Source organism: Streptomyces sp. NPDC052079 (genome assembly GCF_040680275.1).
Lineage (GTDB): Bacteria > Actinomycetota > Actinomycetes > Streptomycetales > Streptomycetaceae > Streptomyces.
Genome location: NZ_JBFAWL010000014.1, coordinates 74610 through 91221, shown reverse-complemented (window position 1 = coordinate 91221; position 16612 = coordinate 74610). Strand labels below are relative to the sequence as shown.

The 16612-nt window shown below is 68.8% G+C and carries 13 protein-coding genes and 2 pseudogenes; 6 read left to right on the top strand and 9 right to left on the bottom strand.

Annotated features, from left to right (window positions below; all coding sequences use genetic code 11):
* The first annotated feature begins 32 nt into the window (after positions 1–32).
* Together AB0L56_RS20995 and AB0L56_RS20990 are read left to right on the top strand one after the other, a co-directional pair.
* Complete coding sequence (locus tag AB0L56_RS20995) at positions 33–1217, top strand: hypothetical protein (protein WP_365425235.1); 1185 nt, start codon at positions 33–35, stop codon at positions 1215–1217.
* Positions 1218–1232: 15 nt separating this feature from the next.
* Positions 1233–1481 (top strand): hypothetical protein, encoded by a 249-nt coding sequence (locus AB0L56_RS20990; protein WP_365425233.1) that lies wholly within the window; start codon positions 1233–1235, stop codon positions 1479–1481.
* A 58-nt stretch (positions 1482–1539) separates the two neighbouring features.
* Here AB0L56_RS20990 and AB0L56_RS20985 read toward each other — a convergent pair whose 3' ends face one another.
* From AB0L56_RS20985 to AB0L56_RS20960, 6 genes and pseudogenes are all read right to left on the bottom strand, one after another.
* Positions 1540–2667 (bottom strand): MerR family transcriptional regulator, encoded by a 1128-nt coding sequence (locus tag AB0L56_RS20985; protein WP_365425346.1) that lies wholly within the window; start codon positions 2665–2667, stop codon positions 1540–1542.
* Positions 2668–2714: 47 nt separating this feature from the next.
* On the bottom strand, positions 2715–3692 hold the full coding sequence (locus tag AB0L56_RS20980; RefSeq protein WP_365425231.1) for a teichoic acid biosynthesis protein C: 978 nt from the start codon (positions 3690–3692) through the stop codon (positions 2715–2717).
* Positions 3693–3803: 111 nt separating this feature from the next.
* Positions 3804–4112, bottom strand: a pseudogene (locus tag AB0L56_RS20975) (nuclear transport factor 2 family protein); the annotation flags it as partial.
* A 104-nt stretch (positions 4113–4216) separates the two neighbouring features.
* Positions 4217–5046, bottom strand: a pseudogene (locus AB0L56_RS20970) (aminoglycoside phosphotransferase family protein).
* A 198-nt stretch (positions 5047–5244) separates the two neighbouring features.
* Complete coding sequence (locus AB0L56_RS20965) at positions 5245–6015, bottom strand: hypothetical protein (RefSeq protein ID WP_361032016.1); 771 nt, start codon at positions 6013–6015, stop codon at positions 5245–5247.
* Positions 6012–6626, bottom strand: a complete 615-nt coding sequence (locus AB0L56_RS20960) for an ATP-binding cassette domain-containing protein (RefSeq protein ID WP_361032300.1) — start codon at positions 6624–6626, stop codon at positions 6012–6014. The genes AB0L56_RS20965 and AB0L56_RS20960 overlap by 4 nt, the downstream gene beginning before the upstream one ends.
* Positions 6627–6871: 245 nt before the next feature.
* Between AB0L56_RS20960 and AB0L56_RS20955 the strand changes: the two genes are divergently transcribed.
* Positions 6872–8080 (top strand): PP2C family protein-serine/threonine phosphatase, encoded by a 1209-nt coding sequence (locus AB0L56_RS20955; protein WP_365425229.1) that lies wholly within the window; start codon positions 6872–6874, stop codon positions 8078–8080.
* Between the two features lie 127 nt (positions 8081–8207).
* Here the strand turns inward: AB0L56_RS20955 and AB0L56_RS20950 are convergent, their stop codons facing one another.
* The gene (locus AB0L56_RS20950; RefSeq protein ID WP_365425227.1) at positions 8208–9152 is read right to left on the bottom strand and encodes an ABC transporter permease; all 945 of its coding nucleotides are present in this window, start codon (positions 9150–9152) and stop codon (positions 8208–8210) included.
* Between the two features lie 247 nt (positions 9153–9399).
* On the opposite strand from AB0L56_RS20950, the gene AB0L56_RS20945 reads away from it, so the two are divergent.
* Positions 9400–10854 (top strand): Yip1 family protein, encoded by a 1455-nt coding sequence (locus tag AB0L56_RS20945; protein WP_361032025.1) that lies wholly within the window; start codon positions 9400–9402, stop codon positions 10852–10854.
* A 4-nt stretch (positions 10855–10858) separates the two neighbouring features.
* Here AB0L56_RS20945 and AB0L56_RS20940 read toward each other — a convergent pair whose 3' ends face one another.
* Together AB0L56_RS20940 and AB0L56_RS20935 are read right to left on the bottom strand one after the other, a co-directional pair.
* The gene (locus AB0L56_RS20940) at positions 10859–12370 is read right to left on the bottom strand and encodes a hypothetical protein (protein WP_361032029.1); all 1512 of its coding nucleotides are present in this window, start codon (positions 12368–12370) and stop codon (positions 10859–10861) included.
* A 56-nt stretch (positions 12371–12426) separates the two neighbouring features.
* Positions 12427–13029: a hypothetical protein gene (locus AB0L56_RS20935; protein WP_365425224.1), complete on the bottom strand. Its 603-nt coding sequence runs from the start codon at positions 13027–13029 to the stop codon at positions 12427–12429.
* 408 nt (positions 13030–13437) lie between these two features.
* Here AB0L56_RS20935 and AB0L56_RS20930 point away from each other — a divergent pair, with 408 nt between their 5' ends.
* On the top strand, positions 13438–13698 hold the full coding sequence (locus AB0L56_RS20930; protein ID WP_365425222.1) for a hypothetical protein: 261 nt from the start codon (positions 13438–13440) through the stop codon (positions 13696–13698).
* A 35-nt stretch (positions 13699–13733) separates the two neighbouring features.
* Positions 13734–16604 carry a hypothetical protein gene (locus tag AB0L56_RS20925; RefSeq protein ID WP_365425220.1) on the top strand — a complete coding sequence of 957 codons (2871 nt, stop codon included), beginning with the start codon at positions 13734–13736 and terminating at the stop codon, positions 16602–16604.
* The last annotated feature ends 8 nt before the right edge of the window (positions 16605–16612 follow it).

Sequence of the window (16612 nt, the reverse complement as noted above, 5' to 3'; positions counted from 1 at the left end):
AAGTGCGGGCCGGTGAACCGGGAGGTGCGGTCATGCATGACGACACCGAGAACGACGAGGCTGCCGTCGAAGCGAGTGAGCCGTACGACGACGAGCGCGGAGCCGACGACGTCGAGGCGTACGCCGAGCCTCGGCCGTACGACGAGGCCGCCGCCTCCGACATGTATCCGGACGTCCATCTCGATGTACCCCTCGTGAAGGTCGACGAGATCACCCTGGACGTCGAGGATCTTCGGGCGCATGTCTCGCTGCAGGCCGAAGTGCTGGATCTGCTGAAGCTCAATGTGGGCGCCGACGTCGGCCTCGGCCGGGTCCACCTGGGCATTCACGGAGTGGAGGCAAAGGCCCTGCTCGACGTGCGTCTCGACAATGTCGCCGCGATCATCGACCGCGTGCTCACCACGATCGACCGCAATCCGGAGATCCTGATCGAACTGGCACGGGGCCTGGGTTCCGCCGTGCGGGACATCGGCGGTGGGGCTCGCCAGGCGGTGGGCGAGCTGGGTACTGGTGCGGGCCGCGCTGTGGAGGAGGTCGGCCACGGTGCCAAGTCCGCGGTCTCGGATGTCGGCCGGGGTGCCGGCCGGGCGGTCGAGGACGTCGGCCAGGGTGCCAAGTCCGCGGTCTCGGATGTCGGCCGGGGAGCCGGCCGAGCCGTTGAGGACGTGGGCGGGGGCGCCGGACGGGCGGTGCAGGAAGTGGGCGGGGGCGCCGGACGGGCGGTCGAGGACGTCGGTGGCGGCGCCGGACGGGCGGTGCAGGAAGTGGGCGGGGGCGCCGGACGGGCAGTGGAGGACGTCGGCGGCGGCACCGGACGGGCGGTGGAGGACGTCGGCGGCGGCACCCGACGAGCAGTGGAGGACGTCGGCGGCGAGGCGGGCCCCGCAGCCGTCGAGGAGACCGGCCGTGCGGCGGGTGACGCCACGGAGAGCGCGGCGGACACAACCGGACGCGCGACGGAAGCGCAGGGGGACGAGCCCCCGGGGGGCGACCGCGCCGCCGCGGACGACGAGGCCGCGACGGAGGAGACCGCACGCCGGGCCGGCGCGGCCAAACGGAGTGCGGCCAAGCGAAGTGCGGAGCGCCGCCGCAGGGACGAGAACGCCCCCACGCGAACCCCCGCCGGGAGGCGCCGGAGCCGCACGGAGGGCGGGAAACCGGCCCCACGGCCCCATCGCCGCCGTGCCGACGAAGAAGAGGGGCAGGAACCGCCCTGAACGGCCGGCGGCCCCGTGCCGCCCGACATCTCGTTCCGATCGACGGTCCGCGCCGAGCGCCTGCGTTTCACCGACGAGCCCCGTACGGCCGTGCGCTTCACCGGCACCGGCGAGCGGGCGTCGCTCAGCCGCAGCGACCGTGACAACCTGCCCGAGAAGGTCGTCCCCGGCGAGGACTACCACGACGTCACCGTTGACTACCGCCTGGAGACCCGACTTCTCGAGGAACCGGGCCGCGCCCGCAGCGACGACGAGAACGAGTGACGCGGCAGGCCTCACGCGCACGGCAACCCCACGCGGCCGGGTTTTCCTGCATGACGGGTCAGGCAACAAGCAGTCGGAGGCCGAGCTCGGCCGCGTCGAGAGCCACCAGATCACGGTTGCGTTCGGCCCACCGACCGGAGTCCAGGTCCTCACGGAGTGCGTTCACGGCCCGCCGCTCGGCCTCCGGCCCGACCCGGGTCCAGACCGATATCGCCCGGCGTACCCGTTCCTCCAGGTATGCCTCGGGCCGGCGCCAATAGGCTTCGAAGAAGCCGTCGGCGCAGTCCCACGGAATGAGCACGGGATCCATGCGCGCACCGATCGCACGGGCCAGCTCGTTCACCGGGGGCCGCCCGGCGACCAGACGGGCGGCCTCGGGCAGGTAGTCGCGGGTGAGCCAGAAGCGGTGACGCCATCCGGCGTCACTGTCATCGTGCGTGAACACGACCACACGGCGGGCCACGCGCCGCATTTCGCGCAGGCCGGCGATCGGGTCCTGCCAGTGGTGCACCGTGCTGAACGCCATCGCGGCATCGAAGGACTGGTCCCCGAACGGGAGCTTCTCCGCGGCGGCGGCCACGCACGGCGCCGCGCCGGCCGGACGCTGCGCCCGCATGACAGCCGACGGCTCCACCGCCGTGACGTCCCGGTCGGGCGGCTCATAGGAGCCGGTGCCCGCGCCGACGTTCAGCACCGTACGCGCGTCCCCGAGCGCGTCCCAGACCCTCGCCGCGATCCTCGGCTCGGTGCGCCGCGTCGCCGGGTAGGCGGAACCGATGGTGTCGTACAACTGCGTGCCGAACACCCTGAGTTGGTCCTCCGGCGTCGTCCTGATCCCCATGGCCCGTGCCTTCAGTTCCCTGTCGATGGCCGTCACCGTGGCGGCAGCACGGTCGCGTTGTTCCACCAGCAGGCCGCGCAGCCGGCGCAGGCGCGCGACGGCGTCGGCGGCCGGGTCGTCCACCAGGTCCGCGATCTCACGCAACCCGAGGCCGAGCCGCCGGTACGCGAGCACCTCCCGCAACCGCTCCACGTCACCGGCCGAGTAGGCCCGGTACCCGGCGGCCGTCCGCGCGGACGGCCGCACGAGTCCGATCTGGTCGTAGTGATGCAAGGTCCGGACGGTCACACCGGCCAACTCGGCCACGCGTCCCACGGTCAGCTGCTCCTCCACACCACCGACCATGCGCTCTGACGTCACGTGAGGGTCAAGCGCCGCGGGGCGGGCCTGGCTCAGACCAGGGCGTTCTTGTAGAAGATGCTGGAGCGCCGGTCGCCTTCCACGCCGGTGGCGAAGCCGATGAAGAGGCGTGCCTCGCCGGCGTCGGTGCGGTAGATCGCCAGGCCCTCGGGCTCGCGGTGGTGGAGCGTGGAGCCCGCCTTGGTGAGCACGGGGCCCTGCTTCACGGTGCCGGTGTTGACGTCGATGCTGGTGACGTAGGAGTTGCCGTCGCCGGAGGGGCTGCCGTCGCCGGGGTACGCGTCACCCGTCAGGAAGTACATGTACGAGCCGTAGAGGGTGTACCCCTGCGGAGTCCCGGGAATGGCCGGCTGCTTGAAGTCGACCAGCGGCGAACCGAAGTTACGCGTCCGGAAGGCGGAGAGGGGGTACACGGCGACGCGCTTGCCGGCGCTGGTGTGGTAGCGGACGATCATGCGCTCGTGCACCGGGTCGACGGAACACGTGTACTCGGTGGCCCCGGAGATCGGCCGGTACGCGGCCGAGGCCGCCGGTGAGCCCAGGGTGCTGTTGGCGGCGTAACGGATGGGGGCGAGGGCCGTGCCGTACCCGTTGCCGTTCGCGGCACACTCGATCCACAGCTCGGTGCCGGAACCGCTGGGCAGCGCGGCGAAGGCCACGCCGTGCCCGAAGCCGTTGAGGTGCATGTACGACAGGTAATTGCCGTCGAAGTCCATCTTGTTGATGCACAGGTCACCGGCGGACTCGGCGCTGCCACTGCGCTTGGTGGCCACGAACAGGAACTTGTTCACCCAGTCGAAGGCGAAGCTCTGCTGGACCCGGGGACCGTGCGTGTTCTTGGACCGGAACAGGTCGTACGACGGCTGCGTGAGATCGAACCGCTTGGTGGCGCCCACCGCGGCGGAAGCGGACTGGGCGCCGACCCCCAGTCCGAGTGCCGCCAGCGAGGCGCCGGCGCCGGTGCGTATGAGGGCCCGGCGGGAGAAGGTGAAGCCCGAACTGCCGTGCATGGGGGGCCTCCTGAGGTGGGTGGGGGCAATCAGGAACACGTGATCTTACACGTCGAAGGGGCGTGGTCGCGGCGGCCCCGGACGGTCATGCCATGTGAACAACCCTGCGGGTCAATACACTTGTCGGCGGGCGGGGGCAGGGGCCAGGCCCTCCTCGACGAGGCCGGCGAGTACGGCGTCGCCGAGGCGTGCACGGTGGACCGGGGCCGGACCATGACGGTGAACTCCTTGATCCGGCCGGTCCTCGTCGAAGTGCAGCAGGTCGACACCGTGGATCTCCTTCCCGCCCGCCCTCGCGCGGAAGAGGAGCACCGCGGAGGGTGCGGCGGTGTCGTCGGTGCTGGTGCGGGCGGTGCCGGTGTGGTCACCGATGTAGCGGAAGTCCTCGAACGTCCGCAGCAGGACTCCGAAGGGCCCCAGTGCATGCGCACCATCGACGTCCTCGAGGAGAGGCGTCAGCTTCATGCCCCGCACTGACAGGCGCTTTTGCCGTGCGCGGGACCGGCGAACCGGGATCGCGCCCCTCAGTGTGGGAGTGCGGCACGAAGCCTGTCGAGCCCTTCGGCTCTCCAGTGATCCCCGTCAGGCATCTGGTCGTTGCCGCGCCAGCGCCAGGCGCAGAACAACGCCCAGTTCAGGGCGCGGCAGCGGTGGAGCAGGTCCCGGTCGGCGCCCGCGTAGTGCCGTCCCACTTCCTCGGGCGCATGGGCGAGGTCGAACTCGACCGGCCCACGGCAGCACGTGGCGAGGTCCACGAAAAGGGGCCCTCTCGCGGTGTTCAGAAGGTTGCCGGGATGCGGCTCGCCGTGCAGCAACTGTTCGCCGGCTGCGGCGCTGCCGATCTCGGCGCTCAGCCCCTTGAGCGTGCCCGTGAGCAATTCCCGGTCGGGATCGGGTAGTTCGGGGCTGCGCTCCCTGATCCGCACCTCTCCGAGTGCCACGGCGACTCGATCGATGAAGTGCGGCGCCTCCAAGTCGACCCGGCGCAGCGCGGCGTGGTGGCGCAGGAGTACGTCCGCGTAGTCGGCCGGCGCGATCTTCGGCCCCTCGGAGTCGTAGTAGGTCCACAGGGAGACGGCGAAGGCGTCACACAGATGGACTCGGCCCTCGACTCGAGGATCGAGCTCGGCCACCGGAGCGTCGACGTCGGCGAGGCGGTGAGCCACCTCCACCTCGAACTCGGCATCGGGAAGCTGCCCCAAAGGCGCGACCGGGCCAGCACGCCGCAGGGGTTCAGACGCAGCGCGACGCGGTCGGAGTTGTGCACCACGACCACGTCGTCGACCTGGAGCCCCAGCTCTGAAGCGGTCGCCCGTCCTGCCTCGACTGCCCGGCGAAGTTCCGTGGGCTCCATGCGGTTCTCCCTCTTGTCTCCGTCTTGAGGCGGGCAGGTGGGGCGTTCCGGCGCGGGGCGTGCCCGCAGGATTGCCCTGCAAGAAGGTCTCACACACCAGGTCCGGGCCGAAGGAGGCAGCCGGCAGCCTCGGCGGGTGTGGGGTGCCGGGGTGCCCGCACGCCGGCCGGGTGGAAGGGCGGCACCCGGACGGAGTCCCTACCCGTCGTCCCGGAGTGGCGGCGGCTGATAGACGCGGGTGTGGATGGCGAAGGCGACGAGCGCCGTGGTGATCATGACGCTCAGCCAGGCCGCGCTATGCAGCAGAGGGCTCAAGATGACGTCCCGGGTGAAGCCCGCGGCAAGGCTGGTCTGGAGGGAGCCGTAGCTCGGCAGGAACTCCACCAAGGGCTTGTTGGCGGTGGTGCTGGCGACGGGACTCTGCGGCGCGAGATCGATGATGCTGGTCATGATGATCGTGACCAGCCCCTCCACCTCGCCGCGCAGGAAGAGCGCCAGACACATGCCCATGGCCCCGTAGACCAGGCAGACCGCCAGGACCGCGACGCCGAGGAGGGCGGGTTGCAGGGGTGTCCAGAACAGCAGCATCCAGGCGGTGGCGTAGGCGCTGACCAGCACGGATGCGACCACCAGCGTGGTGAGCTTGGCGCCCATGAGGGCCGTTGCGGGATAGCCGGCCGCGGTGAGGCGACGGTCGAAGGCCCTGGTGCGGCGCGCGGCGCTGAACATCAGGAATCCCACGAGGAGGGACACGGCGTTCAGGGAGCCGCTGATCATCGTGATCTCGTCACCGCCCGCGCGCAGCCAGGTTCCGGTGGCGCGCAATCGGAAGGGAAAGGTCTTCGGCGTGGTCAGGGTCTTGGCCACGGTGATCCACAGCGGGATGAAGACGATCAGCAGCACAGCGGCCAGCCGGTTCTTCGCCATGGCCAGCAGGGCGTAACGGCTGGCGACCAGGTAGGCGCTCATGTGGTGTCCGTCGTGGGAGAGGGGTCGAGGAGACCGTCGTGCAGATGGTGCAGGACGTCGAGGCGTTCGGTGTCGTGGGCGAGGTGGGAAATGATGATCACGGTGCGTCCGCGGTTCTTCAGCTCTTCGGCGAGGTCCCAGAACCGTAGGTAGGTGTCCCAGTCGAAGCCTTGGTACGGCTCGTCGAGCAGCACGACGTCCGGGTCGTGCATCAAGGCCAGGACCAGGTTCAGCTTCTGCAGTGTGCCCCCGCTGAGGATCTTCACCTGCGCGTCCAGATAGTCGGCCGCGGAGAGCCTGTCGATCAGCCGGAGCGCGCTGTTCGGGCTCGGGAGACGGTAGGCAACCTGGAACAGACGCAGGTGCTGGCGCATCGTCAGTTCCTCGTCGAGGACGGGGTGCTGTGGGCAGTAGCCCCGTGTGCCCACCAGGGCGACGTGTCCACCGTCCGGACGCAGGTCGCCACTGAGGATGCGCAGCAGGGTCGTCTTGCCGGCGCCGTTTTCCCCGACGATGCCCAGCAGTTGTCCCGCCCGCGCCTCGAAGCTGACCCCGCGCAGGACCTGCCGGGAGCCGAACCCCTTGCGGACGGCCAGGACGCGCAGCACCACCGCCGGCTGCTGGCCGACGGACGGCGGGTGTGAACTGACCACGAGGCTCCTCAAGAGCGGCGGAGTACGCAGGTTCCGCCCAGCCAACGACGCACGCGCCTGTCGGGACACGTCATGTACGCCGCCGAGGGAGGGCGCCCGCTCGCACCGGTCCGGGTAAGCCGCCCTGACCAGCCACGACGGGCGCTTCGGGTGAGACCGCCGGAACTCGGGGAAAACGATGCGGCAGCCGACGGGAGGTTGTTGTGACGGGTGGAGACGTGGAACTGGGCGAGTTGCTGGCCGCCGCGGAGGCGGCCCCGCCCGGTGAGTCCGTTGACGTGGTGGCAGATGATCTGCAGAAGCGGTTCGGTGCGGAGCATGTGTCGTTCCTGTTCGTCGACCTCGTCGGTCAGCGGCTGGTACGGCTCACCGCGGCCGGCCGTGACACGGGCGACCCCGACGACCCGATCGACCTGAAGGGCAGCGTCTACGACCGCGTACTGCGGGCGCAGCGCCAGCACGTGGAACCGGACCGCCAGGGTGGACGGCGCGTCATCACACCGGTCACCAACCGGGGCGACCGCATCGGCGTGCTGGAAGTGACCCTGCAGTACGCCGACGACACCGTGCTCCGGCAGGTCCGCGACGCGGCCCACGCGCTGGCCTACATCATCGTCACGGACCGCCGCTTCACCGACCTCTACCACCTGGGCGGGCGCACCACCGAGACCAGCCTGGCCGCGGAAATCCAGCACCAGCTGCTTCCCTCGGCCCCCTGCTGCGAGGCGGCCCAGTTCACCCTTGCGGCCGGGCTGGTCCCCGCCGACGACATCGGCGGCGACACCTACGACTACACCCTCGACCGCGACACCCTGCACCTGTCCGTCACCGACGCCATGGGGCACGACACCAACTCGGCCCTGCTGGCCACCCTGCTGGTCGGGGCACTGCGGCGAGCGCGCCGCAGCGGCTGCGACGCTCTCAAGCAGGCGGACCACGCCCACCAGGCCCTGTTGCGTCACAGCCGCGGCCTGGCCACCGGGCAGCTGCTGTGCGTCGATCTCGACACGGGCCGCTGCGAACTGGTCAACGCCGGTCATCCCCGGCCCATACGGCTGCGCGGCGGCGGGGTCGAAGAACTGGCACTCGCCGTCAACCTGCCGTTCGGTGTCGCTGCCCCGATGCCGTACCGCCTTCAGGAACTGCAACTGCTGCCCGGAGACCGCCTGATCCTGCTCACCGACGGCATGCAGGAGCGCGGTGCCGCAGCCGTCGACCTGGCCGCGCTCGCCCTGGACACCCGCCCCCTGCATCCGAGAGAAGCCGTTCGAAGCCTCACCGGCGCCGTGCTCGACGCCTGCCATGGCAACCTCAAGGACGACGCCACGGTCCTGATACTGGACTGGCACGGCAACCGCCGCAGACCGGCCGAGTCCGCCCCGGACCCGCACGGCACGGGACGGCCTCGGTGAGACAAGCGCGGGCGCCCGGTCAGCCGGCGGCCAGGAGCTCAAGCGTGTCGATCACACGGTTCGAGAAGCCCCACTCGTTGTCGGACCGCGGCGCAGAACGTCAGCACCGCCATGGAGATCACCGGCGTCAAGGTCCGCAACAAGAAGTCCCGTGCCCTGGAACTGCTGGAGAAGGTTGCCTCAGCACGGTCGTCCTGCGCGCCTGCCCGGCATAGCTGTGGCTGAGCCCGGTCATCTGCAGGACCGGCGGGGCGGTCGGCATGGTACTGGTCATGGTCATTTGCCCTTCGAGAGGATGGTGCGCGGGGTCAGCCGCAGGACGGACGCGGCGGGGGAGAGCGGTGGCCGGCAGTCCGATGCCCAGGCCCACGCCGGCCACGCCGGCCGGCGCGGCGTCGCCGAGCCGGACGGTGATCTCGTCGATGGGGTCGGCGCCTTCCACCGGCCGGTCGTCCCTCTCGATGCCCTCGTTGAGGCCGGTGGAGCCGGGCGGCGGCGGCTCCCAGGCGTCGAGTTGCTTCCGCGCGGTGTCCGCCTCACTGCTCACCATGGAACCCGCGGCCTTCTGCGTGAGCTGTTCGGCGAACAGCGAACTGAGCCCGACGGCCAGTGCGGCGACCACCATGATTTCGGTGACCTGCTGGGCGACGAGCTTCCACCGCCGCTCGCCCATCGACAGGAGCACACCGAACTCCCTGCGGCGCTGCTTGACCGCCAGGGTGGTCAGCAGGGCCGACACCCCGGCGCCCGCGACGCCGGTCAGCCACATGGCGGCGGTGGCGGAGGAGGCGACGGCCGTCAGCGGACCGGTCATCTGCCGCACGGCCTTGTCGTTGATCCGGAAGACGAAACCGTCGAGTTCGGCGCCCGCCTTGTCCTCCGCCTGCTTCTCGAACGCCTCGAGCTCGTCGGGATCGTGGAGGGTGAAGGTGGCATGACTGACCGTCGCCGACTTGTTGTGCGCGCCGTCCAGGTACGTGGCCGCGGCCCCGATCGGGGCAATGACGCCGTTCCCGGCGGGGGTGAGGTACTCCGGATCCTGGTCGGCGGAGTCACGGTAGATGCCGGCCACGGTGAACTCCGTGTACGGGACACCTTTTCCTGGCCGGTGGACTCATCCGCCTCGATCCGGCCGAGTTCCAGCTTGTCACCGGTCCTGAGGCCGTTGCCGACGCCCACGGCGCGGCGCTGACCGCGGTGCCGGGCCCGCAAGGCGGCCTGCGCATCGAGGCTTCCCGGACGCGCTGTCCCCGCCCGGCCGGGGGCCGAACGGGTCAGCTCCGGGTGCACCCTGACGGCCCCGGTTCGAGTCTGTGGTCATGAGCCTCCGTCCATGGGTCGTCGTCGAGCCGCCGGACAGCCGTGGCCTTCGCCGCGTCACTGTCGGTGGTGAGACGGTCGGCAGCGCCTGGTCACTGGGCGAGCTGCGCAGAATGCTTCGCCGCCTCGGCTACCCGGAGGACATGGATCTGGATGATCCGGCGTCCATATCGTGGCGCGGGGGCGACAGCCGTACCTGGCCCGACCGTCCCTGGAGAAGGCGCTCGGTCATGGTCCTCATGACCGCCGGGCTGCTCGTGTCCATGGTTTTCAACGTACTCATCGGATGGCCGGACGCCTCGGGGGCGCTGACCTTCGCGCAACGCATCACGGGCGTGATGTTCGTCCTGTCGGGAGTGGTGCTGGGAGGTGCGGCGATCGCCGCGTTCGACTACTGGGGGAGGCGACAGTTCAGGGCCTCCGGAGCGGTCACCCTGCTCGGCGTCTTCATTGTGCTCGCCACCGACGGCCTCCTTCTTTCTCTCTGGTTCGAGGAGAGGGAGTACACACGCCACCTGCTTGTCTACCTGCCCGCTCTGTTCTGGTCCCTATGGGCGCTGTTCCTTCTGGTGCGCCGAAAGCCGTGGAAGGGGATGCCGCATCCCAAGAAGTTCGCTGCCGGAGTTGTCGCCACCACACTCCTGACGGCAGTCAGCCTCGCCTATTCCACCATGTATCAGCCGGCGGCCGCTCCGATGCATTTCACGTTGAAAGCGGAGTTCGGTAAGGCATGGCAAGACAACCATCTTGCCTTTGTGCACGTCCCGCTGACGCTGTACATGAAGAATACCGGCGGAATCCCGGTGTACATCATCAACGACACCTACACGGTACGCGGCAGGATCGCCCTGTATTCCAAGGGCAGAGACGACCCGGTGACGGAGTGGCAGGAGAGCGTGGAACAGCAAGGTGTGGGCGAGGGGGAGGCTGAGCGCTACGTCGACGATCTTCAGTACACCACGATAAGCAGCGGAAGATTCTACGACCTCGGCAGCTCGCTCGACGTGGGGCAGGAGTACGCTTCGCAGCGTGTGATTCAGCTCCCCAAAAACGTCGGGTACGACACCGTGCGGGTCGAGCTGCAAATCGCGTACATGAGGAAGGACCGAGGGAAGATCGACGTGGCGGAATTCAGATCCGCTCATCGTTCGTGGAACGAGCATGCCGGGCCGTACTACTGCAAGCCGGAGCTCTGCGGGGGACAGCTCATATACCGAGGGAGAGTGCGGCACAACAACAATCTCATCAACATAACGCGCAGACCACGCTATGTGACGGCTGTCTGGTCCCCGGGAGAGGAGTTCATATCCTCGATCTCGTCCGTCCCCTACAATTACTACGCGCTGGGTGACTACTGGGAAGAAAGGAGAGAGATGGAAAGATACGGAGCTGCGAAGGCCAAGGCCGATTCGGAAGTCGCCGTGGCCGAACTGTTGAAGTCTGCCGGTCTCTGACCGGTCACCGGCTTCTTCCGAGCCAGTTACCGACGGTGGTCCCGTCCTCGCTGAGGTACTTGGCCGTCTGCCGGCAGGACAGGCCCGACCCTCCCAGGGTTCCGAAGAGCTCGTCACGCGGTACGAGTTCGGCGAGTGCCGTGATCAGTGGTGGGACTTCGAACGGGCCGTGCGCGTGCTCGTTGTTCCGCAGTTGGGCGAGGACGTCGAGCATCTCGTCGCTCTTCTCCTTGGCCTTCCAGAAGTCCTTGACGCCTTGGTCCTCCCACTGTGCGGGAACCAGCTTCTCGAGTCCCGCCATGATGTCGGACTCGCGGGCGGTCTCGAAGATGGCGCTGGTGCAGAGTGCGGCGGCCTCGCCGAGTGACTCCTTCGGGCGCTTCTGCGCGGAGGCGGAGTCCTCCTCCTCGTCCTTCATGCGCGAGGTCTTCTCACCCAGCTCCTTCTCAGCTGCGGACCGCTCCTCCTGTGAGGTCTTCGGATCGCTGGCCTTCTTCTGCAGCGCGCTGACCTCCTGTGTGATCTTGACAAGCTCTTCGCGCTCCTTCGGCGGGGTCCTGCGGTCCTGCATGATGTCCGCAGAGGAACTCAGCGGCAGCAAGGTGTCCGTGGCGGCCTGTTGGGAACCCGAGCCCTGCTGGGGAGCCCCTCCTCCGTCCGTCGCGCTGTCCGGAGCCCGGCCGCTGCTCGTCATCGCGGTGAACGTTCCATCCTTGACAATCCCGACCATGGGATCCCACAACTTTTTCGGCGTGTCGGGATCGCAGATGATGTCCATCATGGATGTCATCCGTTTGACCACCAGGATGAGCATGGACCGTTCGTCGGGCGGTATCTCCGGATTGTTGAACGCTTCGAGTGCCGCGGTGACCAGCTCGACGACGGCGGTCAGCTCCTTGCGCAGCGCGGGAGGGGTGTTCGGGTCGTTGATGGCTTCCAGCGCGGCGGACAGATTCTCCGCGCTTTCGGCGATGCCCTGCTTGTCCTGGGACAATGACTCCGGAGTGTCGACCGCCTCGACGACGGTGATCAGTGTTTCCACGGTCCCCACGAGTTCCTCGGGGGCTTGTTCCTTCTCCTCGGTGAGGGTGGTCGTCGCCTCCTCGACCGCTTCCTCCTCGGACTGCGTGGTGTCGTCCGTTCCGTCGTCCGGGGTGTCGGGCTCGGTGCCGGGCTCCGTCGGCTCGGTGGTGTCAGGTGTTCCGTCCGGCGTCTGGGATGGTGAAGTCGGGCGGTCCGTCGGCTCGTCCGAATCGGGCGGCGGCTCGGAGTCCTCCGTCGGGGATGTTTCCGGTTCCGGCGGATCGGTCGACGGCGTGGACGTCGGATCGGTCGGTGGCGTGGGAGGAGGAGACGGCGGAGGCTTGCTGGTCTGAGCCGGTGTTCCCCAAGTCCCCGCGTTCGGACTCTGGGAATCCGCCGCGGCGACCGAGAGACCGGTCGGCAGCGCGAGCGCCGCGGCCAGAAGGGATGCGTTGGCCGTCCGAAAGAGGTGTCGCCGGGAGATTTTGGCCATGATGATTCCCTTGATGCTCGGCATCGTCCGTCCCGCCCGTCAGGGCGTCCCGGTCACTAGAACCAGCCGTTGTTCGGGGCGGTTTGCCAGATGTGCCAGAGGGCTCCGTCCAGTCCGCGTACGAAAACTTCCATCCGGCCGTCGGCGTTGTGCCCGACGACGGGGTCGGTGATGCCGCCGCCGAGGGATTCCCAGCCGCTCCAGCCACTGCTCGGGGCGGTCTGCCAGATGTGCCAGAGGGCTCCGTCGAGCCCGCGTACGAAGACTTCCATCCGGCCGTCGGCGTTGTGCCCGACGACGGGGTCGGTGATGCCGCCGCCCAGCGACGCCCAGCCGCTCCAGCCGCCGTTCGGCGTCGTCTGCCAGATGTGCCAGAGCGCGCCGTCCAGTCCCCGTACGAAGGCTTCCAGCCGGCCGTCCGCGTTGGAGGCGACTACCGGATCGGTGAGGCCCCCGCCGAGTGACTCCCAGCCGCTCCACACATGATAGTGCGCGGCCAGGTCGGAGTTGGGAAAAGAGCCGAACCGCTGCAGATACCGGTACACCTGCTCGACGTGGTCGCCCGCGTCCCCCGGTGCGACGGCGTGCCGGGGTGCCACGTGTTCCCGTTCCGGCGCCATGACCGCAAGGGCTTCCGACCGCTTCCGGTGTTCGGCCATGGTCCTCACTCCCTCCCCCGTCCTGCGGCACGGCGCCATCTCGTCGACCGAGTACGGGCTCGAGCGAACCGCGTGGGCAAACGCGGGGCAAACGTGGGGCAAAGAACAAAAAGAACGGTGAGAAGCAGACACCAGGCCCTCTTCACCCAACGCTACGACTCCCCGAAGGGGGCGGCAAACGCTGCGACGTGCGGAAACAGCTTCCTCCCAAGCGGCAAGGGCCGGGCCCCGCACGTCCCCCGGGAGCCTCACTGGTGATGTCCCGCACTACGGCGCACCATGGGAAGGGAAAGGCGAAAGGCGTCTGACCGGCGTCCGTCTTCGCATCCCTCGTACGAGGGGGGTCCGTCATGGCTTCCCACAGCAGTTCCGCCGTCACACCGTCAGACCGGCTGGAGGCGCGCCGACATGATCGGGACGGTGGTTCCGAGAGCGGTGGCCGTCCAGAGGGCTCGGGTGCCGGCGGACGTCCACGCCGCCATGGAAGCGGAGGCCGTCCCGAACGTCCCCGTGGCGGTGGCCGTCCCGAACGTCCTGGAGGCGGCGGCCGTCCGGACCGTCCCCATGGCGGCGGCCGCCACCGCCCTGGCGGCGATGGTCGCCCCGGGCGTCCGGGAGACGGGCACCCCGGAGACCGTCGTCCGGACCGCCCCGACCAAGGGGCGGTAGGGCCGTTCCGGGTGGTGCGGCCGACGGACATGCTCGTGGTCGACATAGACCTGGTCAACCTCCGGTTCGACGGCCGCCGCCTGGTACGGCGGGAGCCGGCCGCGCCGACGCTGCTTCTTATCGGACTGCCACCGCAACACGTCCTGGAGGAAATCCCCCAGCAGCCGGAGGGCACGACCGCCCCCATCGGAATGACGAAGGCCTTCACCTCCGGCGCCTCCCAGCTGGTCTTCTCGGTGCCGCCCGAAGTGGACAGTCTGGAACTGTCCCTGGACTCCCTGCTCGACTGGGAACGGCTGGTACCCATGACCGTGCCGGTGGTCCAGCCGGGCACCAGCCACACCGGACTCCCCGGAAGCATCGTCGAGTTCCCCACCCGCCTCTTCCTCACCTACGACGAACCCGTCAACTGGACGTGCCCTCCGGAGCCTCACACCGCCGATGGCCGCACCGGGTTGTGGCACGCGCTGCTGAGCAGCGAGCGTGGTGGCGACGCACTGTTGCGGGCCCTGCGCCGGGCCGAGGAACGTGCTCCCGTTCCCGTGGACGTGCCGTTGACTGCGGCGAACCTGGAGGACCTGGTCACGCTCACCAGCCGAACCGAGCTGATCGACGCCGCGGGCGCACCCATCGTGCTGCCCAGCGCACCCCTGCGTGCCGAGCAGTTCATCGCGACGCCCATGGGCGCGTCCGCCCACCTGCACGGCGCCTGGGAGAAGGTCTCGGGCGGCGCCGCCACGCAGCTCACGAGTATCCGCAGGAACAAGCCGGACCTGGCGGCATACGACCACATCACGGGACTGGGGCGTGACCAGTTCGTCAGGGTCGTCACCCGGGGCTTTCTTTCCACCGGGCATCCGGCCCTCCTGGTGCGCGAGGTCAAACGACTGTTCGTCGCTGACAGGGACGGTGGCGTGGTGGCCCACCTGCGGCGTGAGGACCGGATCATCGTGCGCGAACCCGAAGTGCGCTACGGGGAGAACACCGGCTTCGCGCATCAGGGACGCGAGATGCCCTTCAGTACGTTGCGCATCACCGACCGGGTCACTCCGCTGCTCAACAACAGCGACTGGTCCGTCGGTGACAGTGACCATGCTCAACCGGAGGCCCCGAAGGGGTTCTGGGTCGAGCTCGAAGGCGGCGAACGTGACCATCGGTTCACCGTTGTCGCGACCGATCACGAGGGCCGCAAAGTCAGCTTCACCACGCCGCTGGTCTTCGTGCCCGCCTCACGTGCCGATAAGTGGGAGGAGTTGCACGAGCTCTACTCGGCGAGCGAGACGGGGGTGAGGGAACGCGTCAGGCGGCCCCTGGACGGCCAGGTGATGGCCATGGCAAAGCCCCCGGCCGACGCTCCCGGCAGCACCAGTCACGCCGTGGGCAAGCTGCAATTCGAGATGGAACAGAAGACCGACACGGGTGACCATCCGCTGGCCGGCACACTCGTCGTGTCCGGCGGCGACGTGCGGGTCCCCGCCCTCGAACCGTTCACGCGCAAGGCGGGAGACGTGCCCGTCAAGTTCAACGACACGTACCGCGACCAGGGCATGGCAGCACACCCGGCACGCGCCTACCTCGACCTGGTCGATACGGTCGGTCTCCAGTTCGCCGCGGACAAGGTCGGTGGGCTCGCCCGGCCCAACGCCGCCGTCAAGACGATCACCAGCCAGGCGGGCGTCGTACCGGACGTGTTCGGGAACGACCCCACCGCGGAGATCAAGAACGCTCTCGACGCAGCCAAGTTGCTCGGCTTCATCGACCTGGGGCCCCTGTTGGGATCCATCGAGAAGCAGCAGCTGGACCGCCTGAAGCAACTGGGGGACCAGGAGATCCAGGCTCTGCTGGACGATGCGGCCGGCACGATCCCCGCCCCCGTGCTGCGCGTCCGGGACCTCGCCGACGGAGCGGGCAGGGAACTGCGCTACGTGTGGAAGACGAAGCTCGCAGCGCCGAAGCCCGGCGAGCAGCCGTTCCCCCTCGACGTCTCCCGCACGGTGCTGACCCTGGACGCACGGACGGTCGTATCGAAGGACGCCGGGCAGAAAACGTCGATCGAGGGCAGACTGCGCGACGTAGCGCTGGAGATCGCCGACGTCGTCCGTGTCGAGATCGCCGACCTGCGCTTCAAGGCCGCCCCAGGCAACAAGCCGGACGTGTCGGCGTCCGGCCTGGAAATGAAGTTCCTGGGGGACCTCCGATTCGTCGACACACTGCGCAGCGCCCTGCCCGCCGACGCCTTCGGCTCCGGTGCGTTCGTGGACGTCCAGCCCTCCGGCATCCGCACGGGCTACGCGCTTGCGCTTCCGGCCATCGGGATCGGCGTCTTCTCGCTCACAAACGTCTCCTTGAAGGCGGAGCTGGCCATCCCCTTCGACGCCGACAAGGCCATAGCCTTCCGTTTTTCGGTCTCCGAGCGGCATCGTCCGTTCAACGTCACCGTCTCCCTGTTCGGCGGGGGTGGCCACTTGTCCGTGCTCGTCGACGCGGAGAAGGGAATCAGGGAGGTGGAGGGCGCCATCCAGTTCGGTGGGGGCGCGGCACTGAACCTGGGCGTGGCGAGTGGCGGAGTGACGATCATGGCCGGTGTCCAGTTCGAGGTCAAGGACAACCTCGTCAAGGTGGGCGGCTATCTGCGATGCAACGGCTTCCTGAACGTCCTGGGCATCGTCACCGTCTCCGTCGAGTTCTACCTGGAGCTGACATACGAGAAACAGGGCAACGTATCGGTGGTCCGGGGAAGAGGAACCCTCACCGTCAGCGTGAAGATCGCCTTCTTCAGCAAGTCCGTGTCCCTCGGCCTCGAGCGGAGTTTCCCTGGTGCGCCCGGCGATCCCACGTTCGTTGACTGCTTTGACAAGGAGACGCACTGGGAGGACTACTGCCTGGCCTTCGAAGGCGACCCGTAGACCGGTCG